Source organism: Seohaeicola saemankumensis, assembly GCF_042678485.1.
Taxonomy (GTDB): Bacteria; Pseudomonadota; Alphaproteobacteria; order Rhodobacterales; family Rhodobacteraceae; genus Seohaeicola; species Seohaeicola saemankumensis.
This window is the reverse complement of record NZ_JBHTKR010000002.1, coordinates 23,476-43,303: the sequence shown is the minus strand read 5'-3', so window position 1 is coordinate 43,303 and position 19,828 is coordinate 23,476. Positions and strand designations below refer to the sequence as shown.

16 protein-coding genes and 1 pseudogene are annotated in these 19,828 nt (G+C 58.6%); 4 read left to right on the top strand and 13 right to left on the bottom strand.

Going from position 1 to position 19,828, the window contains the following annotated elements:
* The 7 genes from ACFQ3C_RS04010 to ACFQ3C_RS03980 form a co-directional block, all read right to left on the bottom strand.
* Nucleotides 1–1,017 carry a zinc-dependent alcohol dehydrogenase family protein gene (locus ACFQ3C_RS04010; RefSeq protein WP_380789150.1) on the bottom strand — a complete coding sequence of 339 codons (1,017 nt, stop codon included), beginning with the start codon at nucleotides 1,015–1,017 and terminating at the stop codon, nucleotides 1–3.
* Between the two features lie 3 nt (nucleotides 1,018–1,020).
* Entirely contained in the window at nucleotides 1,021–2,160 is a 1,140-nt protein-coding gene (locus ACFQ3C_RS04005) for an acyl-CoA dehydrogenase family protein (protein WP_380789149.1), read from the bottom strand.
* The gene (locus tag ACFQ3C_RS04000; protein WP_380789148.1) at nucleotides 2,157–3,116 is read right to left on the bottom strand and encodes a branched-chain amino acid ABC transporter permease; all 960 of its coding nucleotides are present in this window, start codon (nucleotides 3,114–3,116) and stop codon (nucleotides 2,157–2,159) included. The genes ACFQ3C_RS04005 and ACFQ3C_RS04000 overlap by 4 nt, the downstream gene beginning before the upstream one ends.
* The gene (locus ACFQ3C_RS03995) at nucleotides 3,116–3,973 is read right to left on the bottom strand and encodes a branched-chain amino acid ABC transporter permease (RefSeq protein ID WP_380789147.1); all 858 of its coding nucleotides are present in this window, start codon (nucleotides 3,971–3,973) and stop codon (nucleotides 3,116–3,118) included. Before ACFQ3C_RS03995 ends, ACFQ3C_RS04000 begins: the two co-directional genes overlap by 1 nt.
* 94 nt (nucleotides 3,974–4,067) lie before the next feature.
* Entirely contained in the window at nucleotides 4,068–5,216 is a 1,149-nt protein-coding gene (locus tag ACFQ3C_RS03990; protein WP_380789146.1) for an ABC transporter substrate-binding protein, read from the bottom strand.
* A gap of 91 nt (nucleotides 5,217–5,307) precedes the next feature.
* On the bottom strand, nucleotides 5,308–6,009 hold the full coding sequence (locus tag ACFQ3C_RS03985; RefSeq protein ID WP_380789145.1) for an ABC transporter ATP-binding protein: 702 nt from the start codon (nucleotides 6,007–6,009) through the stop codon (nucleotides 5,308–5,310).
* Nucleotide 6,010: 1 nt separating this feature from the next.
* Entirely contained in the window at nucleotides 6,011–6,778 is a 768-nt protein-coding gene (locus ACFQ3C_RS03980) for an ABC transporter ATP-binding protein (protein WP_380789144.1), read from the bottom strand.
* A 133-nt stretch (nucleotides 6,779–6,911) separates the two neighbouring features.
* On the opposite strand from ACFQ3C_RS03980, the gene ACFQ3C_RS03975 reads away from it, so the two are divergent.
* Nucleotides 6,912–7,838: a LysR substrate-binding domain-containing protein gene (locus tag ACFQ3C_RS03975; protein ID WP_380789143.1), complete on the top strand. Its 927-nt coding sequence runs from the start codon at nucleotides 6,912–6,914 to the stop codon at nucleotides 7,836–7,838.
* Between the two features lie 149 nt (nucleotides 7,839–7,987).
* On the opposite strand, the gene ACFQ3C_RS03970 is transcribed toward ACFQ3C_RS03975, so the two are convergent.
* Together ACFQ3C_RS03970 and ACFQ3C_RS03965 are read right to left on the bottom strand one after the other, a co-directional pair.
* Nucleotides 7,988–8,458 carry a nucleoside deaminase gene (locus tag ACFQ3C_RS03970; protein WP_380789142.1) on the bottom strand — a complete coding sequence of 157 codons (471 nt, stop codon included), beginning with the start codon at nucleotides 8,456–8,458 and terminating at the stop codon, nucleotides 7,988–7,990.
* Between the two features lie 126 nt (nucleotides 8,459–8,584).
* Complete coding sequence (locus ACFQ3C_RS03965) at nucleotides 8,585–8,827, bottom strand: hypothetical protein (RefSeq protein WP_380789141.1); 243 nt, start codon at nucleotides 8,825–8,827, stop codon at nucleotides 8,585–8,587.
* A 287-nt stretch (nucleotides 8,828–9,114) separates the two neighbouring features.
* On the opposite strand from ACFQ3C_RS03965, the gene ACFQ3C_RS03960 reads away from it, so the two are divergent.
* Nucleotides 9,115–12,252, top strand: a complete 3,138-nt coding sequence (locus tag ACFQ3C_RS03960; RefSeq protein WP_380789140.1) for a PAS domain S-box protein — start codon at nucleotides 9,115–9,117, stop codon at nucleotides 12,250–12,252.
* Nucleotides 12,253–12,313: 61 nt separating this feature from the next.
* Complete coding sequence (locus ACFQ3C_RS03955; RefSeq protein WP_380789139.1) at nucleotides 12,314–12,718, top strand: response regulator; 405 nt, start codon at nucleotides 12,314–12,316, stop codon at nucleotides 12,716–12,718.
* A gap of 201 nt (nucleotides 12,719–12,919) precedes the next feature.
* Here the strand turns inward: ACFQ3C_RS03955 and ACFQ3C_RS03950 are convergent.
* The 4 genes and pseudogenes from ACFQ3C_RS03950 to ACFQ3C_RS03935 form a co-directional block, all read right to left on the bottom strand.
* Nucleotides 12,920–13,039 (bottom strand): annotated as a pseudogene (locus tag ACFQ3C_RS03950) (IS6 family transposase); the annotation flags it as partial.
* Nucleotides 13,040–13,156: 117 nt separating this feature from the next.
* Nucleotides 13,157–14,332: an acyl-CoA dehydrogenase family protein gene (locus ACFQ3C_RS03945; RefSeq protein ID WP_380789138.1), complete on the bottom strand. Its 1,176-nt coding sequence runs from the start codon at nucleotides 14,330–14,332 to the stop codon at nucleotides 13,157–13,159.
* Nucleotides 14,333–14,644: 312 nt separating this feature from the next.
* Nucleotides 14,645–15,646 (bottom strand): ABC transporter substrate-binding protein, encoded by a 1,002-nt coding sequence (locus tag ACFQ3C_RS03940; RefSeq protein ID WP_380789137.1) that lies wholly within the window; start codon nucleotides 15,644–15,646, stop codon nucleotides 14,645–14,647.
* A 42-nt stretch (nucleotides 15,647–15,688) separates the two neighbouring features.
* The gene (locus ACFQ3C_RS03935; protein ID WP_380789136.1) at nucleotides 15,689–18,418 is read right to left on the bottom strand and encodes an MFS transporter; all 2,730 of its coding nucleotides are present in this window, start codon (nucleotides 18,416–18,418) and stop codon (nucleotides 15,689–15,691) included.
* A gap of 367 nt (nucleotides 18,419–18,785) precedes the next feature.
* Between ACFQ3C_RS03935 and ACFQ3C_RS03930 the strand changes: the two genes are divergently transcribed.
* Nucleotides 18,786–19,631 carry a hypothetical protein gene (locus tag ACFQ3C_RS03930; RefSeq protein ID WP_380789135.1) on the top strand — a complete coding sequence of 282 codons (846 nt, stop codon included), beginning with the start codon at nucleotides 18,786–18,788 and terminating at the stop codon, nucleotides 19,629–19,631.
* The last annotated feature ends 197 nt before the right edge of the window (nucleotides 19,632–19,828 follow it).

The following is a 19,828-nucleotide window of genomic DNA, read 5'->3' as shown; positions in this document are numbered from 1 at the left end:
TCAGAACAGAATGAGTGTCTTGCCGAAATGACCGCCGTCGCGCTGTTGTTGCAGCGCGCTATGAAGGTCCTCGAAGGCGAATGTGGTGCCGATGACCGGGCGGATCTGGTGCTGCTCCATCGCGGCCAACATCGCCTCGAACCCGGCACGGTGGCCGACAGTGACCCCTTGCAGGCGGACCTGGCGCGCGACGATGGGGCCAAGCGAGGCCTCGATGGTCAAGCCCGAAAGCACGCCGATCATCGCCAGTGTGCCGCCGGGCCGCACCGCGCGCAGCGACAGCGGCAAGGTCTGCGCCCCGCCCAGTTCGATGATCAGATCATAGCCACCCCTAGCGGCGGTGATGTCGCGGCTGGCGCGCGCCCAGTCGGGGGTGGTGGTATAGTTGATCGTAGCATCGGCCCCCATGGCGCGGGCGCGATCCAGCTTGTCATCGCTGGATGAAATCACCGTGACATGGGCGCCGTGCAGCTTGGCGAAGGCCAGCGCGAAAAGGGCAACGCTGCCGGTGCCCTGCACCAGTATCCTGTGCCCTGCGCGGGTCTGGCCATGGGTGACAATCGCGCTCCATGCGGTCAGCGCTGCGCAGGGAAGCGTCGCGGCCTCGGCATCGGTCAGATAGGCGGGAACCTTCACGACGCCCTCCTGCGACAGGCAGACATAGTCGGCCATCACCCCGTCCAGCGGTCCGCCAAGCGCCGAAGCAAAGGCGGCGGGGCTTGGATCGCCCGCGATCCAGTTCTGGAAATAGGTGGGGCAGACACGGTCGCCCACGGCCACGCAGGTAACGCCAGGACCGGTCTCGACCACCTCACCCACACCGTCCGACAAGGGGATCAGGGGCAATTCTCCGGTAGCACGGCCATAGCCGCGTTCGGGCACGATCAGGTCACGGGCGTTGAGGGCGGCCATATGCATCTTGATCAGGATCTGGCCTGGGCCGGGCACGGGCTTGGGACGGTCAGACAGGCGCAAGTTGGCCATGCCCCAGTCGCCCTCGATCTGGAATACGCGCATGGATCAATCCTTCATTGGGGGCGTGGCGGGCCATGACAGGCGCGCCACCCGTTCCAGCAGCGGGGCGATGGCCCCGTCGGTCAGGGCAGCACTTTGCACCGCGGCAAGGTGGCGGGTCAGGCAATGGGTGGGGCGCAGGCCTTCGGCGCCCATGGCGTGCAAAAGGGCGGGCAAATGTTGCTGGCAGGTCTGCACGGCATGAACCTTGGCCTGTGCGGCCAGCAGTTGTGCTGCGGGATCGTCCGGGATGGCGGCGATGGCGCGATCGGTCAGGGCGTGGGTGGCCGCCAGATCTGTTTGCGCCTGCGCAAGGGCCAGCCGCCATGCCTGGTGATCCATCAGCGGCATGCTAAAGCTGTGGCGGCTCTGGCCATACCTTGCAGCCGTGTCGATGGCCGCACCCAGCATGGCGCAGCACATCGCGGCAACATAGGCGCGCGCGCCGTTGATCTCGGACAGAATGGCCCGAAAGGCGGTGCCGGGGGGCAGGATCAACGCTTCGGACGGCAGAGCAACCCCATCAAGGATGAAGCCGCCGGTGCCCATGCTGTCCTGGGCAAAACCAGCCTCGGTTGCGTGGCGTGTTGCGCCGGGGGCAGTCAGGTCAACCAGAAAGGCCCCGATGGCGGGGCCGTCGTCGCCCGCCCCGCATTTGGCAAAGACAATGGACAGGCCCGCGTGACGGGCGTTGATGATCCAGTCCTTATGTCCGCTTATCATCCATCCGTCCGCCGTTTGCGTCGCCCGGGTCTGCAAGGCCGCAACATCGGTGCCCGCCCCCGGTTCAGTCAGGGCGGTGCAGGCCAGGACCTGCCCGGACAGGAGGCCGGGCAGGTGGCGTGCGGCCAGGGTAGGTGCACTCAGGTGCAGGCGCAGTGCTGCGTTGTGGGTATTGACGACGGACATGGCAAAGCCGAAATCAACGGCCGCCAGGGTCGCGCAGACGGCGGCCTTATGCGCGAAATCGAAGCTCAGGCCGCCCGCCTCCACCGGCAGTTCGATCCCGAAAAGTCCCAGAGCGGCGGCTGCGCGGAAGAGGTCGGGATCGGGCGCGTCACCCTTCGTCCAGCGCGCCGCCGCAGGGGCAAGCGTGGTCGCAGCAAAGGCCCGCACCTGTGCCAGATGATCGGCCTGCCGAGTCATGACGCAGCCTTTCCGGTGATACGCGCCCAGAGTTGGCCCGCGACGCCCACGATGCCGCGCGGCATGAAGATCGTCGCCAGCACCAGCAGCAAACCGTAAAGGATCAGGCGGAAACTGTCCGCAAAGCGCAGGTATTCGGGTAGGAACACCACCACGAAGGCGCCGATCACCGGACCGAGGATCGTGCCCGAGCCGCCGATGATCACCGCGAGGATCGCATCGAGTGATTGGGCCAGGCCAAAGATCTCGGGGTTAATGAAGCTTTGGTAATGGGCATAGAGCGCGCCTGCCAGCCCCGCGTACATGGCCGCGGCAACGAAGGCGAACAGCTTGTATTTCCAGGCGGCGATGCCGATGGCGCCCACCAACGTCTCGTTCTGGCGGATCGCGATCAAGGTCTGCCCGATGCGCGAGCGCACGATCAGCGCGGCCAGACCCGTCATGGAGACGGCGATGATCAGCACGAAGTAGTAATAAACCTGCCGGTTGGTGAAATCGAACCAGCCACCCTCGCGTCCCGGTTTTGGGATGCCGCTGATCCCGGCCTCGCCCTGCGTGAGGTCGGTCGCATGCATCAGCACGATGAAGATCACAAGGTTGAAGGCCAGCGTGACGATGGCAAAGTAGTGCCCCTTGACCCGCAGGCTGGGATAGCCCGCCGCCAGCGCGAACAAGGCGGTGACGAACGGTGCCAGCAGGATGGTAAGCCAGACCGGCAGACCGAAATGGATACCCATGAGCGTGGTGCTGTAGGCGCCGATGCCCATGAAGCCTGCCTGCACGATCGAGACATAGCCAGTATACCCCTGGATCAGGTTTTGGCCCTGTGCCGCGATCACCCAGACCAGCGCCAGCACGCTCAGGTGCAGGTAGTATTTCACGGTGATTAGCTGCGGCAGCAGGACAAAGCCCACAAGCGCCGCCGCATAAAGGAGATGTGTCGCGCCGAATTTCATCATGCTTTCCCCATCAGGCCCTGCGGGCGCAGCAACAGGACGGCGATCATCACGACGAAGGCGATCACGTCCTTGTAGGCGGATGATATGAAGCCCGCGGCCAGCGCCTCGGTCACGCCAAGGACCAGCCCGCCGACGATGGCGCCGGGGATCGAGCCCAGACCGCCAAGGATCAGCACGGCGAAGCCCTTGACCACCAGCCATTCCCCAATGCCGGGGGCGATGGCGAAGAGCGAGCCGACCATGACGCCCGCGCAAACCCCCAGCGCGGTCGAGATGGCAAAGACCACCAGCGGTATCGTCTTGACGTTGACACCCATCAGGATGGCGGCATCGCGGTTTTCGGCCACGGCGCGGATCGCCTGCCCAGTCTTGGTCTTTTCGACGAACAGGGTCATGGCGATAATCAGCAGGGCCGCGGCGATGATCACGTAAAGCCGCAGTTCGGGGATCGTGACCCCGCCGATGTCGAAGACGCGAGTCAGGTTGGTGGGAATGACCACCTGTTCATGGCCGAAGAATTGGAGGTTCAGTCCCTCGACCATCATGGTTAGGCCAAGCGCCACGATGAAGGCGTTGATATGGTTGGCATTCCTGACCGGACGATAGGCCAGCAACTCAATCAGCATCCCCAGCACGAAACCTACGATCAGCGCGATAAGGATCGCCAGCAGCAGCGGAAAGCCCCAAGTGGTGACCATGAAGAAGGTCAAGTAGCCGCCGAACATGGACACGGATCCATGGGCGAAATGGGCAATTCCCAGGATGCCGAAAACGGTGGTCAGGCCAAGCGCAATCAGCACATAGACGCCACCAATCGCCACGCCATTGACGATCTGTTGAAGGATCTCGATCATGTTGCGGTCTTTCAAGGTCAGAGCCACAGGCTTGCGGCGTGATCGCGAAATTTGGCGGCGCAGAGCCCGAGAGCCCCGCGCCGCCGGGAGGAACTCAGTCGATTGTGCTCAGGAAGGCGGAATAAGCCGCAGCATCCGAGGGCAGGTCCTGCACGAAGACCCAGTTGCCGCTCTGCCACTGGAACGCGCCGTTCGAGGTGTATGCCTGACCGTTTACATCGAACATCTTCCCGTCTACCGGCAGGTACTGCATGACCACTTCTGCCGGGATCGGCATCTCGCGCAGGGCGGCGGCCACGGCGTCGGTATCCTCGACCGTGCCAGCCGCTTCTAGCGCGTGCTTGAGCGCATAGGTCTGGTCATAGGCATAGGGCGAGCTGGGCGAGGGCGCGATTCCGAATTTCTCGGTGTAGTTGGCGTGATAGGCGATGCCGTTGTCGCTGGCCGACAGCAGCGTCAGCTCGGTCGGGCGCAGGTCCCAGACACCTTCCATCTGCTCGGAGGAAGCGACGCGCAGGAACTGTTCCTCGCTGCCACTGGTGAAGCCGTAGCGCGGCACGTCGATGCCAAGTTCGATGGCTTGACGGTAGATGAAGGCAGCAGGCTCCACGTAGCCGACAACTAGGATCGCGTCGGGTTGCAGTTCGCGGATCTTGGTCAACTGCGGGGACATGTCCCGATCCTTGAGGCCAAAGGATTCGCGCGTGATGATCTCGCCGCCCGCCTTGTTCAGTTCGGCCTCGAAGGCATCGACATAGCTGGCGTAGAAACCCACATCGAGCGCGCCGAGCACGGCCACTTTCTTGTGGCCCTTCTGGGCGACGAAAGTGCCGGCAGCCGCGCCTGTGTAATCCGCAGGCGGGCGGGTGCGGACGAGATTGGAAATCTCGCGCGTGGTGATCGAGCGTTCGGCAGCATTGCCCACCAGCATTACCGCATCCTCGTCGGCTATGAAGGAGGCGACGGCTCCGGTCGCGCCCGAGCAGCAGAAGCCGAGAATGAACTTGACGCCGTCCCGGTCGATCAGCTTGCGTACCGCATTGGTCGCCTCGGTCGGGTTGGCCTTGTCGTCATAGGCGATGACATTGAGCATGTAGGTGTCCTCGCCCACCTTGATGCCGCCTGCGGCGTTGATCTCTTCCGCCGCCATCTGAACTGCATTCGCCTGTGGCAGGCCGTAGACTGCCGCCCCGCCGGTCAGCGCGTCGGAAACGCCGATGTCGAGGGTTTTTTCCTCTGCCATAACTACGCCGCCGGTCAAAGCTAGTATGGCCGTGAGTGTTGTGAACTTCAGGTGTTTCGTCATTGTCATTCCTCCCATTTTGTCGTTCCGGTCAGTGTCCCAGATAGGCTTTCACCACCTCCGGGTGTGATTGCAGCTCCTCCCCGGTGCCGCTCAACACGATCTCGCCCGCCTCGAACAGATAGGCCCGGTCAGCCAGTCTGAGCGCCATGAGCGAATTCTGTTCGACAAGCAGGATAGTCTTTCCCATCGCCTTGATCCGCGCGATGGTCGCGGCCACTTCCGCCACGATCTTGGGCGCAAGGCCCAGCGAGGGCTCGTCGAATATGCAAAGTTTCGGGCGCGCCATCAGCGCGCGGGCAATGGCCAGCATCTCCTGCTCGCCGCCCGACAGGGTGCCCGCCGCCTGATGGGCGCGGTCACGCAGGATGGGGAACATGTCCATCATGCGTTCCAAATCGGAGTCCTGTTCCGCGTCGCGGCGCATGTAGGCGCCCATCCGCAGATTCTTTATCGTACTCATCTGCGGAAACACCTGCCGACCTTCGGGGCACATGGTGATACCCGCCTGCACGACCCCATGACCGCTGAGGTTGGTGATGTCGCGCCCCTCGAAGGTGACATTGCCGCTTTTCACCGGGACCAATCCGCAGATCGCCTTGAGGGTTGAGGATTTACCAGCGCCATTGGCGCCGATCAGCGCAACGCATTCGCCGGGCCGTACCTCGAGGCTGATGCCGTGGATCACCTCGATAGAGCCGTAGGCGACCTTGAGATTGTTGATCTGGAGCATGTCAGACCGCCTCGCCCAGATAGGCGTCGATCACAGCGCGGTTGTTGCGGATTTCGGCAGGCGTGCCTTCGGCGATCTTGGAGCCAAAGTTGAGAACGACGATACGGTCGCAGACCTCCATGATCAGGGCCATGTGATGTTCGATCACCAGCACTGCTGTGCCGCGGTCGCGGATCGCCTTGATCGTTTCCGAGAGCATTTTGCGTTCATGCGAGACAAGACCCGCCGCCGGTTCATCCAGCAGGATGATCCGGGGCTCAGCCGCCAGTGCGGTTGCAATCATCAGAAAACGCTGTTGGGCCGATGAAATCGTTCCCACTGTCTGTTCGGCAACCGGAGCGAGCCCGGTCAGGTCAAGAATCTCCTGCACCCGTTCGTGCAGAGCTTCGTCCTCGCTGGCATGACGGCCAAGGCCAAAAACGGATGCCAGGGGATGCAAGGTCAGCGTGACGGTGCCACCCAGTGTGATCTGTTCGCGGACAGTGAATTCGGGAAAGATGCTGGCTGTTTGGAATGTGCGCGCCAGACCCATCGCAACGCGGGCATGTTCAGTCATGCCCTGCACTTGCGTGCCGCACAGCATGATCCGGCCGGACGTTGCCGGAAAGACCCCGGCCAGCGCGTTGACAGTCGTCGATTTGCCCGATCCGTTCGGCCCTATCAGGCCTAGAACTTCGCCTGGGGACACAGCGAAAGATAAATCGCGAATGGCCTGCACGCCGCCAAACGACTTGCAGAGGTTGTCCACCTCGAGAACAGTGTCGGTCATCAGATCCTCCCTTCCGCTGGCGCTGTCTCCGGCAGACACCGAACGGATGCACTCACGCTATCCACAGGACGCCCTGCGGAAAAATTCAAAGATTCTGTGCGGACATCGAATTATTCGATAGTATGATGCAGTGTTGATCGCAGCGGAGGATCTGGTTTCGATGGTGGAAATTGTTCGAAATATAAATTCTATTCAAGTATTTATGGTTTGCTTTGAGGTCGGAAACGTGACCCGAGCTGCTCAAGAGCTTAATATCAGCCAAAGCTCGGTTAGCTATCACATCAAAAAATTGGAAGACGATCTGTCCGTTCTGTTGTTCCGGCGCACAGCCAGCGGTTTGCAGCCGACCGAGCAGGGCAGCCTACTGGCCCAGCATGTCTCACGTGGATTGACTGCCATCCGCACGGGGCTTGAGCGGATCGCGCAGAGGCCGGGCACGGTGCGAGTGGCGCTATTGCCGATGTTCGCAAGCCGGTGGCTTTCTTCACGGCTGGGCCATCTTCTCGAGGCTCACCCAGAGATGAACCTGTCGATCCAGAACCACAATAACAGCTTTGTCCGCATGCCCAATCCTGAACGTTTTGCCGATCTTGGCATTCAGTGGGGGCGAGGCAACTGGGACGGTTTCCATGTCACCCGACTCTGGCCCGAAACGCTGGCTCCGGTGTGCAGCCCTGATTATCTAAAGGCGCATTCCATCCGGCAACCGAAAGACCTGTTGCGCTGCACTTTGCTGCATGTGGACGATACCCGCATGTGGGAGGAATGGCTGTCAGGTAATGCGCTTGCCCTGGACGCGGCGCAGCCGCAGATGATGCTGGAGGACCGGCATTTCCAGCTAAGCTCGACAATCAACGGCCTTGGAGTATCGCTTTTTGCGTCATGGTTGGTTCAGGATGAGCTTGAGAAGGGGACACTGGTCAACCCGTTCGGTCGGGTGTTCGACACAAGCTTTGCCTATCATGTCGTGGTTCCGAAGGCCGTGGAGCTATCTGCCGCTATGCAGCGATTTAATGGCTGGATATGCGATCAGAGCGCAGAAAGAGTTCGCCTGACATGAAGAGGTACAGCGTCCGCTGGCCATAGGCAATAACCTCGCGATGATGCACCAGCCATCAATTCAGTATACTTGATGGGGGCAGTGCAGATAAATCAGCCAGTGTGAACGGGCTGCAGCTGCCCCCGGCCATGCCTTGGCATCACTTCATCCTAGCGCCGCCAGAAGTCACGGTGCGGGGCAAGAAGTTCGTCCTCGACTTCGTGGAATGGGCCGTGAACTTCAATCTTCTTCTGCCCAGACTGCAGCACTTGGCGCGACGATAGGCTCATGGTCGGATTCTCGGGGTGGTCAGCAGTCATTTCAAGTAATGCCCCTTCCTCGAAACCATAAACCAAGCGGCCGATATTCGCCCAGTAGAGCGTGCCACTGCACATTGCGCATGGCTCTCCAGTCGAGACGAGCGTGCAAGTCCAGAGATATTCCGGCGCGTAAGCGACTGCGGCGCGGCGCGCAAGTTCGGTCTCGGCATGATGTACCGTATCGATGTTGCCTTGACGCATGAGGATCTTGCCATCAGGGCCAACCAACACCGCGCCGAAGGGATGATGACCGTGCAAAGCGGCGATCAGCGCAACTGCATTCGCTTCCAGAAGGTGGGTGATCATTTGATCGCGGGTCATGTCGAGCAGCCAACCATGAAGGGGGTCTGTCAAAAGCGAGCCTGTGAACCGCGAAACTCTAACCGAAATTCGCGTAAACTCGAGGTATTGAATAACATAAAACACATCATCCAGTCACTTGAAAGATCAGGCTCCCGGTGGGTCAGAAAAGTCCGCCCCGATGTTATCCAGGGCGATTGGGGCAGACCTCCTGCTCCAGCCCACCTCGACGCATGCAGCACCGTTGTGCCCATCCCGCTCAAGCAGACGTTCCTCGACATTCAGCTCTGACAGCGGGAAACGCACGTACCACTTCAGAGCCGGGCAGATAATTTCCGAATAGGTCTTGAAGCCGTGGAAGGGGTCAGGTTCTTTCAATATGAAAGCCATTCAGCCCCCCTTGTCCCGCTCAGGCTGGTCTGATCTGACAATGCAGCTAGCTTTGGCAATCCATTACTCTCCTTGTATCATCCTGGGAGTTTTGCCGGCTTGCCTGCAACTTTTTCTGTCCGGTTTAACTTCAGCTCATGCCCGGACGCAAAAAAATGCATCGTGTAGTGATCTTATAAACACAACTTGAAGCATTCTTAGATGCCTGACGGGGATCAGCAATCTTTTCGTCTTGAAGCTTATCTTTTGCCAGTATGCGTTGTGCACGAGATATCAACGCGGACACCATGCTTGAAAAATATGCCATCGCCGGGATTTTCGCAGCGTTGTCACTTGCTGGCTTCATTTTCAACCTGCAGCTTTTTAACTCTATCTCATTCGTCTTTGGGTCGATAGCCGCGCTTGTGGCGCTGCGCCTTGTCGGCCTTTGGTGCGGCGTGGCTGTCTTGGCAGTTGGAGCCAGCTATACCTTTTTCGCCTGGGGTCACCCTTACGCGATGCTTATCTTCACGCTCGAGATACTCATCGTTGGATTGTTTTCCCGTCGATATGAAAACATAGTTCTCATAGATGTGGCGTACTGGCTTTTCATCGGCTTCCCGCTTGTCATTCTGGCTTATGGCGGAGCGCTGCAGATGTCGTTCGGATCGGCGGCATTTATCGGGCTGAAGCAAGCGGTGAACGGGGTGTTCAATGCGGTTTTCGCAGGGTTGATCATCGCAATATTGCCAGTTGCCTTCACCTCAGTCAGAGCAAAGCTACCCAAGATTTCGTTGCAGACCCTTCTGTTTCAGATCGCAGCCTTTGTCTCCATCACGTCGTCTTCCGCGCTCGTGGTTCAGGAAAGCAGGTCGGACTATCAAAGAACCGTGGATCGCCTTGCATCAGCCATGTCGACAGCGGGACTTTTCACGGTCATGGCCCTGGAAAACACGATACCAATCGCGCGTTTTAGTGACGTCTTCGACAGGCAATTGCAGGATTTCAAATCCGATTCCAGTGACGCGCCGCTTTACTCGCAAAGTATCGCAATAGCGAAAGTTTATGCCGACGGTGCGCATCAGGATCTTTTCGGTACGACACGCAGCTTCGGGACAAACGGCACCATTTTCAAGGATGAATCAGAGTTGGAGCAATGGGAACCGGCACAGGATCTAGCCGAGATGCTGCGCGCCCGAGAAGGCCGATACCTGATGCGTACGCCTGTTTCCGGCATGGATGACCTACAAGAAATCCGTATCGAGTTTTCTGCAGCGCCGATGATCGACATCCTTGAGCAGGCTGGCCGCCAGAATCTGCTCATTCTCTCCATCGTGGTGGCTTTCGTGTTAGCGGTCTCGTTCATATTGATACGCTGGCTTGTGGCGCCTGTGTCCTGGCTGGCCCGGTTCAGTCAACATTTACCAACTTCGGTCGTCGCAGGCCGTCCTCCGAAGCTAGGGTTGGGCGAAAGCACCATCCTTGAATACGACATGGTGGCCAAGGCAATGACCTCCATGTCCGACAAGCTGAGCCGGGCGTTCCGTTCTCTTGAAGACCTGACACAATCTCTGGAAAGCCGCGTTACGGAGCGCACCACGCAACTTGAACTGATGTCCCAAGTGGCGCGGCAGACGACCAACGGTGTCATCATCACCGACCCCGAAGGCCGTGTGACATGGGTGAATGAGTCATTCACCCGGTTGACAGGATATGATCTTGAAGAGTTGCAGGGCAAAGTACCGGGAGCGATACTACAAAAGGTCCGGCCGCCTGACGATGTGCTGGACAACATGCGCACAAGCATCGCCAGGCGCCAAAACTTTCATGTCGATCTGCTGAATCATACAAAATCGGGAGAACCCTACTGGGTTGAGATCCGCTGCAACCCGATGTGGAATTCCGAAGGCGAACACACGGGCTTTATCGCGATCGAAAACGACGTAACCGAGAGCAAGGAAATCCAGCGTGTTCTCAAAGGATCGCTGGATAGATTGAACCTTGCGACAGAAGTTGCCGAAATGGGGGTATGGGCCTTCAATCTTCAAACCGGCGAGATTGAATGGAATGCTGAAAACTTTCGTCTGCACGGGCTGGTTCCGGAAAAGATCGAAAAGCTCAGCAGCGCCTGGACCGAACGGGTTCACCAAGACGATGTTGAGGCTATAACAGCGTTGTTCGCGACATTTGCCGACGTCAGCGAAAACAGACACAAGTTCGAATTTCGTCTGAACCATCCCGAACGTGGCGAACGGATTCTGTCTTCTGTCGCCCGTGTTGAAAGAGATGGTCCCAACGTGGTTGAAGTGATCGGAGTGACGCTTGACGTCACTGAGGAGCGACGCGCCGCAGAAATGTTAGAGCAAGCCGCGAAGCACACCGAAACGATTCTTGAAAATGTCGTCGATGCCATCATCGCGATTGATGCAGAAGGTTTGATCACTGCCTACAATAGGGCTGCCGAACAGATTTTTGGTTATTCTGCAGCCCAAGTAATAGGTCGTGACGTCAGCATCCTGATGCCCCACCACCACGGCGTCCAACATGATCGTTATATCCGGCGCTACCTTGAGGGCGCGCTCCCGCGCGTGATGGGCCGGCTCAGCGAATTCGAAGCCATCCGTGCAAACGGCGAAATATTTCCCATCGAACTGGCTGTTTCCGAGATCGAGGATAGCAAGGGGCGCTTCTTTATCGGAATCGTACGGGACATCAGTGAACGTAAGAAAATCGAACGTATGCAGTCTGAGTTCCTCGCGACTGTAAGCCACGAACTCCGGACGCCGCTGACATCGATCCGTGGCACCTTGTCGCTGATCAGCGGCGGTGTTCTGGGGCAGCTTCACCCCAAAGGGGTATCTGTCCTGGATGCAGCGCTGAAAAACGCCGAGCGTCTGGGCACCATGATCGAGGAAATGCTTGACCTTGAGAAGCTGACTCAGGGGGAAATGGATATCCAGGTGGGTAGCGAGCAGCTTGATGAGCTGGCGGCAACGGCCGCTTCACTCAATCTGGGTTTTGCCCAGAAATATCGCATATCGCTTGAATTGGAATCGCATGCACCACAGACTGCCACAGTCAAGGTGGATGCAGCGCGTACAATTCAGATACTGACCAATTTGATCTCGAATGCGATCAAGTTTTCAAAGGAAGGCGATACTGTTCGGATAAGAACAGACAGCGATGGAAAAATGGCCCGGATCAGCGTTATCGACAATGGCCCAGGTATTCCCGAGGATAAGCAAGAATTGATTTTTCAGAAATTTGCTCAAGTTGACACCAGCGATTCTCGCAAGCATGGCGGAATGGGATTGGGGCTGGCCATTGCGCGTGAACTGGCCATTCGCATGCATGGGCAAGTCGGACTTGCCTCTGAGCCGGGCCATGGATCCGAATTCTGGGTGGAGTTTCCCATAATCACAGCATCGCCGGAAAACGGTGACTGAAAGCAGCCTCGACGGAAAGGGTATGCGCTTCAACTAATTACCGTGGAAGACTGAAAGCGTTATGGAAGAACTGAAGAGAATCCTGTTTGTCGAAGATGACATTGACGTAGTTCAGCTACTGAATATTTCTCTAACTAATGTTGGTGGCTACGACGTTCATGGGTTCACGAAGGGCACGGATGCCCTGGAAAAAGCCCGCGAAATAAATCCGCAGCTTGTCTTGCTCGACGTCATGATGCCTGAAATGGACGGACCGACCACTTTCAAACGGCTGCGGTTGTTGGATGGATTATCAAATACGCCTATTGTCTTCCTCACCGCTAAGGTCAGTACCGCAGAAAAAAACCAACTCTTTGCACTAGGGGCGGTTGCGGTAATCGAGAAACCCTTTGATCCAATGACTTTACCAGACAAACTACTCGCGGCTTGGGCGCAACATCTGCAAGGTATTACTCCCCAAGGCTAGAGGTCTTGATGGAGCTGGCAGACTAATTCGAACCAGTCTCTGCTTGGACAGTGACACTGTCCTTATGCCGCACAGAGGCTAGGCCACTCGGCCAGAGCAGCGGCGCGGTTCAGCTTGAATTCGTTGCGTGAGCAAAGGTGGCGTTGCTGGTTTAAGTGGTTGTGGACCGAAGAGTGGATGGCAGCGAATTTTTTTACAAGTATCGCATCTGCTCCACCAGAACCGCAGGGTCTCATGGCTGACCTCTATCCCCCGCTCATCCAGAAGATCCCCGACACTGCGAAATGGCAGCGGGAACTGCACTTACATCATCATCGCCATGCGGATGATAACTGGGCCAGTTTTGAAGTAGCGGAAATGGGAGCGTTTTGGCCCCGGGGGAGGCTACGAAACCGCCCTGCCCGTCTCAAGCCAGTTTCTTTCACAGTGCCCTTCGGATCAATAACCCGATGGTAGCAGTTCCTGTCCCAGCGCCAGCTTGCCGCCGTTGATGTAAGCCACTGAACTCATTGCAATGTGCTTGGCAGCCGCACGGGCATCGCGCTCGTAACGCTCTAGTGGGGAGTTTTGAAGGATCGAGACCGCACCTGCGATCTCAGTAATTCGATTAATGGCACAGAGCGCCGTCTCGCTAGCGAATGTACAGCCCATGCGAAACCGCACGCGCAGGGGCAGAAGATCGGCGCCGGCTTCGACGCCCTCCAGCAGGTCCAACATCACTTGGCGCAGATATACCCGGGCAGCCGCGAGCTGAGCATCAATCCGGCCGAGCTCAGACTGGACCAACTCGCGCTCGGCAAGCGCAAGGCTGTCGCCGCGCCGTTTTCTCTGGCTTGCGATGCGCAGGAACGCGTCACGTGCCCCGCGGGCAAGGCCCAACGGCACGGTCGCAACTGTCCAGGGAAAGATCGACAAGGTCGGCAGCCGGTAGAGGGTGCCCGGATGGTTGGGCTCGGGCTGGAAGTCGTGCACAAAGCGATCCGGCACCAGAACGTCGCGGAACTCGAAATCGACGCTGCCGGTAGCGCAGAGGCCAGAGACCCGCCAGTTGTCGTGAAGAAAGACGTCCTTGCGCGGCGCGTAAACCAAGACCTTGCGGCCCGATGCCACACCGTTTTCGTAGACCTCGCACACGGGCGAGAACCACGTCCCATGGGGTGCCCCACTACCGAAGGCCCACCGGCCGCTTACCTGGACGCCGCCATCCGTGGCGACGACCTGGCCAAGCCCCCCTGTGCCGGCCACGATGAAAGCCTTAGGGTCGTCGAAAATTTCACGGGCAGATGCCTCGGACAGGAAACCGCCGACGCGCCCCATACCCCCGCCATTGCCCACCAACCAGCCGATGGAGCCGTCGAGTGCGGCGGCGTCCTCGACGACGTCCATGAAATCGAGCGCAGAGAGCTCGTGTCCGCCGAGTCTTGCGGGCAACAAAAGACGAAAGAGGCCCAGATCGGCGAGACTGTCGAACAGCCCATCCGGCAATTGCCCGGCTGCGTCAAAGCCGGCGCGCTGTTCGGCCACGGTGCCGGAGAGCCGCTGAAGTGCATCCCGAATGTCCCCGACAGGCAAGCAACGGGGCTGCTTAAACGTGTTGCTATGAGCAAGGGTCATGACACGCTCCTCTGGCTGACGTTTCGGGTCTTTGATCAGAGCGCGCGCCGAGCAGCTTTCGATCATGCATCCATATCACGCTAGCTTGCGCGACACATTCGATTCACACAAGCGTCTTGGCCGGTCAGCTGCGCGTTTACTTCAGCCCAGCGCGCGGCACGGTTCAAGTTCATGAAATCGTCTTGCTCCAGCGTCGCCCCTTGTTTTTTTTCCGACGACGGCCAGCCAACCGCCCTGCCCCGCTCAAGCCGGTTGAATCTGACAGTGCCGCTCTCAGTCCAAAGCTGACGTCACTGCCCGACCTTGGATTGGTCAGTTCGAAACGGCTTCGGCGACCTGCAAGAATGCGAAGGGAGGAATCTTTTCGAGCTCCCTCGCGACATCCATGTTCACGACGTAAGCGAAATCGGATGCTTGCAAGATGGGCAGGTCACCCGGCGTGGCACCGTCGCGCAGGATAGAAAGAGCCTGATCAGCGGCGAGTTTGCCGACGTCGTAATATCGTGCCGCAATCGACAGAAGGGCACGGTTGTCGCGGACAAGGCTCTCATAGGGGCTGACAATCGCGATGCCGTTTTCGACGGCCGATCTGGTGTAGAGATCGCCGTGAACGCGCAAGAACGTACTCGATCCAAGATACATCCAGCGCACCCCACGCTCGCGGAATTCGGCCATACGGACCGGGATTAGTGCAGGATCGGGGACGCCGGGATTGCCGGGATCAAGTTCCAGTGCGACAAACTCGATGCCCAATTCAGGCAGCAAAGCCTCGAGTTCCTCTTTCTTGATCAGGGAATTACGCTCATTGGAGTGATAGAGCAGACCAAGCGTTTCGAAACTGGGATCGTATTGTCGAATGATCTGAACGTTCACGGCCTCTGGAACGCGGTTGAACGTTCCGGCAACATTATTCCGGCCGCTGCGTTCGAAGCTTTCGGCAATACGAGTGCCGAACGGATCGGCCACGACAGTGAAGACTACAGGGATATCATCGAGAAAACGGGGGTTCCCGATATCGTCCATCGTGCCGATGATGCCGAGCGTCGCGCTTGTGCCCTGCGTCACGACGAGATCAACCTTGCCTTTCCGGGCGGCTTCCACGAGCCCGGGGAAAAGGCTCTTGTCTTGGTTGACGCTGACAATCTCAACCGTCGCGTCAAAGCCGCTTTCGACGATCGCATCCTTCAAGCCTTCGCAAAGATATTCGCAGGGTTCGTACCAAACACCAAGGATCGTCTTGGTTTCAGCACTGGCCGGGACCGTTGCCGACATGAATAGAGTGACGCAGGCAATGCATGACCAGATGCGCTTCATGGAATTGCTCCTGTCAGTGATAATTACACCTAACCTTCTGGATCACGAACTTGTCAATGAGCGCCTGAAATTCAATGCTGCGAATACTGCGCCACCGGCAATCGTCCAAGCAGCGGCTGCAAGGATCGCCGCCTTGTAGCCTACGGAACCTGCAAGCGCCGCGATTAGGACCAGACCGACGATGCTTCCCAGTCGTTCGCCGGTGCGCAGAGCGCCCAGAACCGCGGCGGGTCCGATCCCGGCGAAGTCGGTCTCGGCCAGGGTCAGCGCGATGGACACCTGCGCGCCGCGTATCACAGCGCCTCCGGCACCCGTGGCAATCATGGCGAGTGCCATAGTCGCTTGGGACGGATGGAGCCCTGCCGGAAGCATCGCTAGTCCGCAAAGACCCGCGGCACCAAAACAAAGGATCGCGTGAGACCCCTTCAGGCGCTCCGAGAACCGTCCTGCCAGCGGGCCGACCGCCATCAGGGTGAGGAAGAACAGCATCAGTATCCGGCCAATTTCGGCGGCGGACGCCCCCTGCGCGTCAAGCGTGAGGGCAGCCACATAAGAAACGAAAGCCTGCAGGACTACGGCATTAGGAATTGCAATCCCAAGGATCAAGGTGAGCAAATGCGGGTCCCGGAGCGCGGCCCACCTTGTCTTGCCCCTCTGTGTTGCGACGGGGTTATGGCGCTTGCCGACATCCTGAGCAATCAGCCATGTGCTGAGCAGGGCTGACATCGCGATAAGACCGGCACTGACGAGGAAAACATTGGCCGGGCCCAGACGGTCGGCGAGCACGCCGCCAAGGGCAACGCCGGTGAACACGCCACCGAACAGGACAAGTGTAAAGATCCCGAGCATGCTGTCACGGTTCGACTTCGATGCGATGCTCAGAACATAGTCCTGCGCCGCAAGTGTCACGAGAGCGTAGCCGAATCCGGTAACGGTTCGCCACAAGATTACCTCTTGAGCGGTCGACGCCGCAAACAGACCAAGATGGGCGACCACTGTGGGAATCGACGCCGCGAGAAACAGGCACCTTACGCCAAACCGTTCGACAAGCACCCGCGCGTAGGGCGACATCAACACGATGGCGAGCAGATATCCGGCTAGCGGCAGTGCGATCAGGACCGACTGGTTGATCCAGGGCCAGAGGTTGTCGGCTGAACGAGTGTAGATTGGCAGAAAGGCCAGCGGCAGTTCATCCGCCGCCGCAAATAGAAACAGGGCCAGCCGGATGTCCGCAAAAGACGACGTTTCGAGGGGTCGCGGCGCGCCCGGGGCAAATCCCAAGCGTTCGCCGATGCGCCGCAGCGCAGCCTGACGGGACTCGGAAGCGGCGCTGAGCGCGCCAACGTAAGCCGCATGCAGCTCGACAGCTCGGCCGGACAACGTCCCCAAAATGACTTCTATGGTACTTTGACCCCGAACGATCGAACGGCGCGAAAAGTCTCCTGCTGCCTGCATGGCGCTCAGCCTCTGGACGCGCTCCAGACCCTCAGCTAGGGCGCGTCCCGTGAGCAGCAGCATTGCCTCGCTGGCCAATAGAACGGTTGCCAGCAGGATCACAGCTGCATCGAGGAAGGCTCCGCGGAACTGCTTAGCGATTAGACGTGGATCGATGTCGATCACCACATAGGCCACCTCCTGCCCGTCATGAAGGATCGGATGGCTACGCACATCCCGCCGTTCGCGTGGAGGCGCAAGATAAGGGTCGATCCTGGTTCCAGCTTCGATCACGATGCGGCCCGTGGCGATTGCGATATATGCGACTTCTGGCAGCCGCTTTAGCATGTCTCCAAAGAACTGGTCGGCCCCGACGATTTCGTGCAGAGCAACGCCACTGTCGAGGACGCGCTGGACGTTCTCGCTAACCACAGTGCCAATCAGATCGGTGCGCGCGGCAAGCTCCGGTTCGATCGATTTTGTCACGGCGCGGGTGACGACGCTGCCCAGTGCGATAGCTGAGACGACCATGAGCACCACAGTGATGGGAAGCAGGCGCGCGAGGATCACTGCCTTGAGCCTACCCGCGTTCGCAGCCGCCGCATCTGTGTCATCGTCAGCCGACCTGTCCGCTGGTGGCAAACCGGCTTCGACAGGCCCGGCGATGGCCTGCTGCGCTTGCCGATGAACGGTATCCGCAGCCTGCAAGCTCTGCCCGAGCCGGAACAGTTCGTCATCGAGACTGCCCGTCTTTTCCGATCTGGCACGGACCGGCGGGTCCCGCCTTGATCGGGTGTTTTCGAAGATCTTACGGAGCTCAGCCAGCCTACGGCGCGGACGTTCCAGAGCGAAGTAGATCAGGCCGAAAGCCAAAGCAGAAGTCGCCAACAGAATAAACAGAGCGCTACGCAGCGTGATCCAGGCGATATTTTGGGACGCAGTGTCCAGCTGTTCATGCGGATATTCCACGACCACCGCGCCCGAGGAAGGACCGCCTGCCGCCTTGCGGATCGAAAACCCGCTATAGATCATGCTGCTGGTTTCGTGTCCCCAGACATCTCTGTCCGCGAGCCGCATGGCCGCCAGAACGTCCTCAGCCAAGACCGCAGGTTTCGAGCCCGTCGTATGAACGATGATGCCTGAGGGGTTTACCACATGGATGGCCAAAATGCTCGGATCGATATCGATGCCGCGCGCCAGGATCTTGTCGCCGTCACGCAGCATCGAAACCGGCAGACCGAGGTCAACGATTGGACGAAACGTCTCTGCTGTCGTCTGCGCTATCACGGCTACCCGTTGACGAAGCAGCTGTGAATAGATGGCGTCATGCTGAAGCATCATTAGGATTGCGAGGACAGCTTGCGTAATCGCGATGACTATTGTCGTTACGATCCAGCTTCTAAGTCGCATCGATGCCATTCTTCCCTATGACGGATCTGGCTTGGTCTGCTGCGCAGGTAGCCACAGCTATGCAACTTGCGCCAAAGCCTCTTCAAGTCGCAACAAATTTGTAGGGCTGCTCTGGCTTCGAACCTCCGGTGAGGGTTGGTTGTTTTCCGTGCCCTTGCATTCAACAACTTCGCGATCGGTTTGATCTATTCAGTGACCGCGCTTCTGCAAAAGGTCCCAAACCAGTGTCGTTCGGCAGGAGTTGCAGCTAGGCTAAGCTAGAAATCTCAGTGGATAGAGCGGAACGAGGGGCGTAATGACGGAGCAGAAGTCCAGAGCAAAGCTCGAGCCTAACCTCTCGAAGACTTCAAAGCGTTGTGCCCCTGACCCGCCGGACGATTACTCGATTTGGTTGTCGATGGACGGCATAGCTCCTTCAGTGCCGTGGCGGCTTGGCTCGTATGGGAATGGTGGTGCGCTTTCGGACTCTGACCTGTTGGAGCTCGCCAAACAGTTCGACCTACCTACTGGCCTTTTACGGACTCTGTCCCAGCAACTTGGGTTCTGTCTCGATGTGGAGTCTGAGGTAAATCTGGTCGAGGTTAAGCGTTCAAAAGCAATAGAACGCACAGGTTCAGATATTGAGAAGGCGCTCAAGCTGACCGAGACTATGGAGGCGGCTGCCAAGAAGTTAGCGGCGCTCCTCGAGCCCTTGTCCACCCAGTTCGCAAATAGCAAAGAAGACGCAGCTATTTTGCCAGCAGCAAGAGCGAAGGCTCAAGAGCTTTGCTCAACGATTACCGCGACGATCGACGCCATCGATGCGATCCGCAGAACCTCCGGCTCAGCAGCCGTCATGAGACCTTTCAACAAGGTCCATGTTTGGGACAAGCGGCGTGAGTACGTCATCAAGACCTGCTGCCATACATGGTCTGAGGTCAGAAGGTCGATAACCTATACATCAAATGACGCGGCTCCGAAGGGCAAGAAGCGAGAAGGTCCACTTGTGGATTTCATACAAGCGATTGTCGCCAAAGTGACTGATCCACCAAAGGAACTTCGGGTAGAGACAATCAGGAAAGACATTGATCGCTTCAAGAAGTCGATGGCCAAACCTGACGAGCTAACGACGCCCCCTGATAAGTGTATTAATAGCTCCTAGCCAGAGAGTAATTAGGACACTTTTTCAAATTTGACGGTCCGTGCGCATGGTTCCTTCATGCCCCGCGTCCGCACCCTTTCCTCTTCCTCTGAGTCTGCCGAAGCGCAGATTGACGCTGCTATTCTGCGGCTTGTTGATCTGTTTGCGCGGCAGGTAGCGCGGGAACTGGCTGCGGACGTTCACCTGATGGAGACGTC

Bases quoted from the DNA above. Each gene is read 5' to 3' on its own strand.
- ACFQ3C_RS04010 (WP_380789150.1), bottom strand. From the start codon at position 1,017: ATGCGCGTATTCCAGATCGAGGGCGACTGGGGCATGGCCAACTTGCGC.
- ACFQ3C_RS04005 (WP_380789149.1), bottom strand. From the start codon at position 2,160: ATGACTCGGCAGGCCGATCATCTGGCACAGGTGCGGGCCTTTGCTGCG.
- ACFQ3C_RS04000 (WP_380789148.1), bottom strand. From the start codon at position 3,116: ATGAAATTCGGCGCGACACATCTCCTTTATGCGGCGGCGCTTGTGGGC.
- ACFQ3C_RS03995 (WP_380789147.1), bottom strand. From the start codon at position 3,973: ATGATCGAGATCCTTCAACAGATCGTCAATGGCGTGGCGATTGGTGGC.
- ACFQ3C_RS03990 (WP_380789146.1), bottom strand. From the start codon at position 5,216: ATGGCAGAGGAAAAAACCCTCGACATCGGCGTTTCCGACGCGCTGACC.
- ACFQ3C_RS03985 (WP_380789145.1), bottom strand. From the start codon at position 6,009: ATGCTCCAGATCAACAATCTCAAGGTCGCCTACGGCTCTATCGAGGTG.
- ACFQ3C_RS03980 (WP_380789144.1), bottom strand. From the start codon at position 6,778: ATGACCGACACTGTTCTCGAGGTGGACAACCTCTGCAAGTCGTTTGGC.
- ACFQ3C_RS03970 (WP_380789142.1), bottom strand. From the start codon at position 8,458: ATGACCCGCGATCAAATGATCACCCACCTTCTGGAAGCGAATGCAGTT.
- ACFQ3C_RS03965 (WP_380789141.1), bottom strand. From the start codon at position 8,827: ATGGCTTTCATATTGAAAGAACCTGACCCCTTCCACGGCTTCAAGACC.
- ACFQ3C_RS03960 (WP_380789140.1), top strand. From the start codon at position 9,115: ATGCTTGAAAAATATGCCATCGCCGGGATTTTCGCAGCGTTGTCACTT.
- ACFQ3C_RS03955 (WP_380789139.1), top strand. From the start codon at position 12,314: ATGGAAGAACTGAAGAGAATCCTGTTTGTCGAAGATGACATTGACGTA.
- ACFQ3C_RS03945 (WP_380789138.1), bottom strand. From the start codon at position 14,332: ATGACCCTTGCTCATAGCAACACGTTTAAGCAGCCCCGTTGCTTGCCT.
- ACFQ3C_RS03940 (WP_380789137.1), bottom strand. From the start codon at position 15,646: ATGAAGCGCATCTGGTCATGCATTGCCTGCGTCACTCTATTCATGTCG.
- ACFQ3C_RS03935 (WP_380789136.1), bottom strand. From the start codon at position 18,418: ATGCTTCAGCATGACGCCATCTATTCACAGCTGCTTCGTCAACGGGTA.
- ACFQ3C_RS03930 (WP_380789135.1), top strand. From the start codon at position 18,786: ATGACGGAGCAGAAGTCCAGAGCAAAGCTCGAGCCTAACCTCTCGAAG.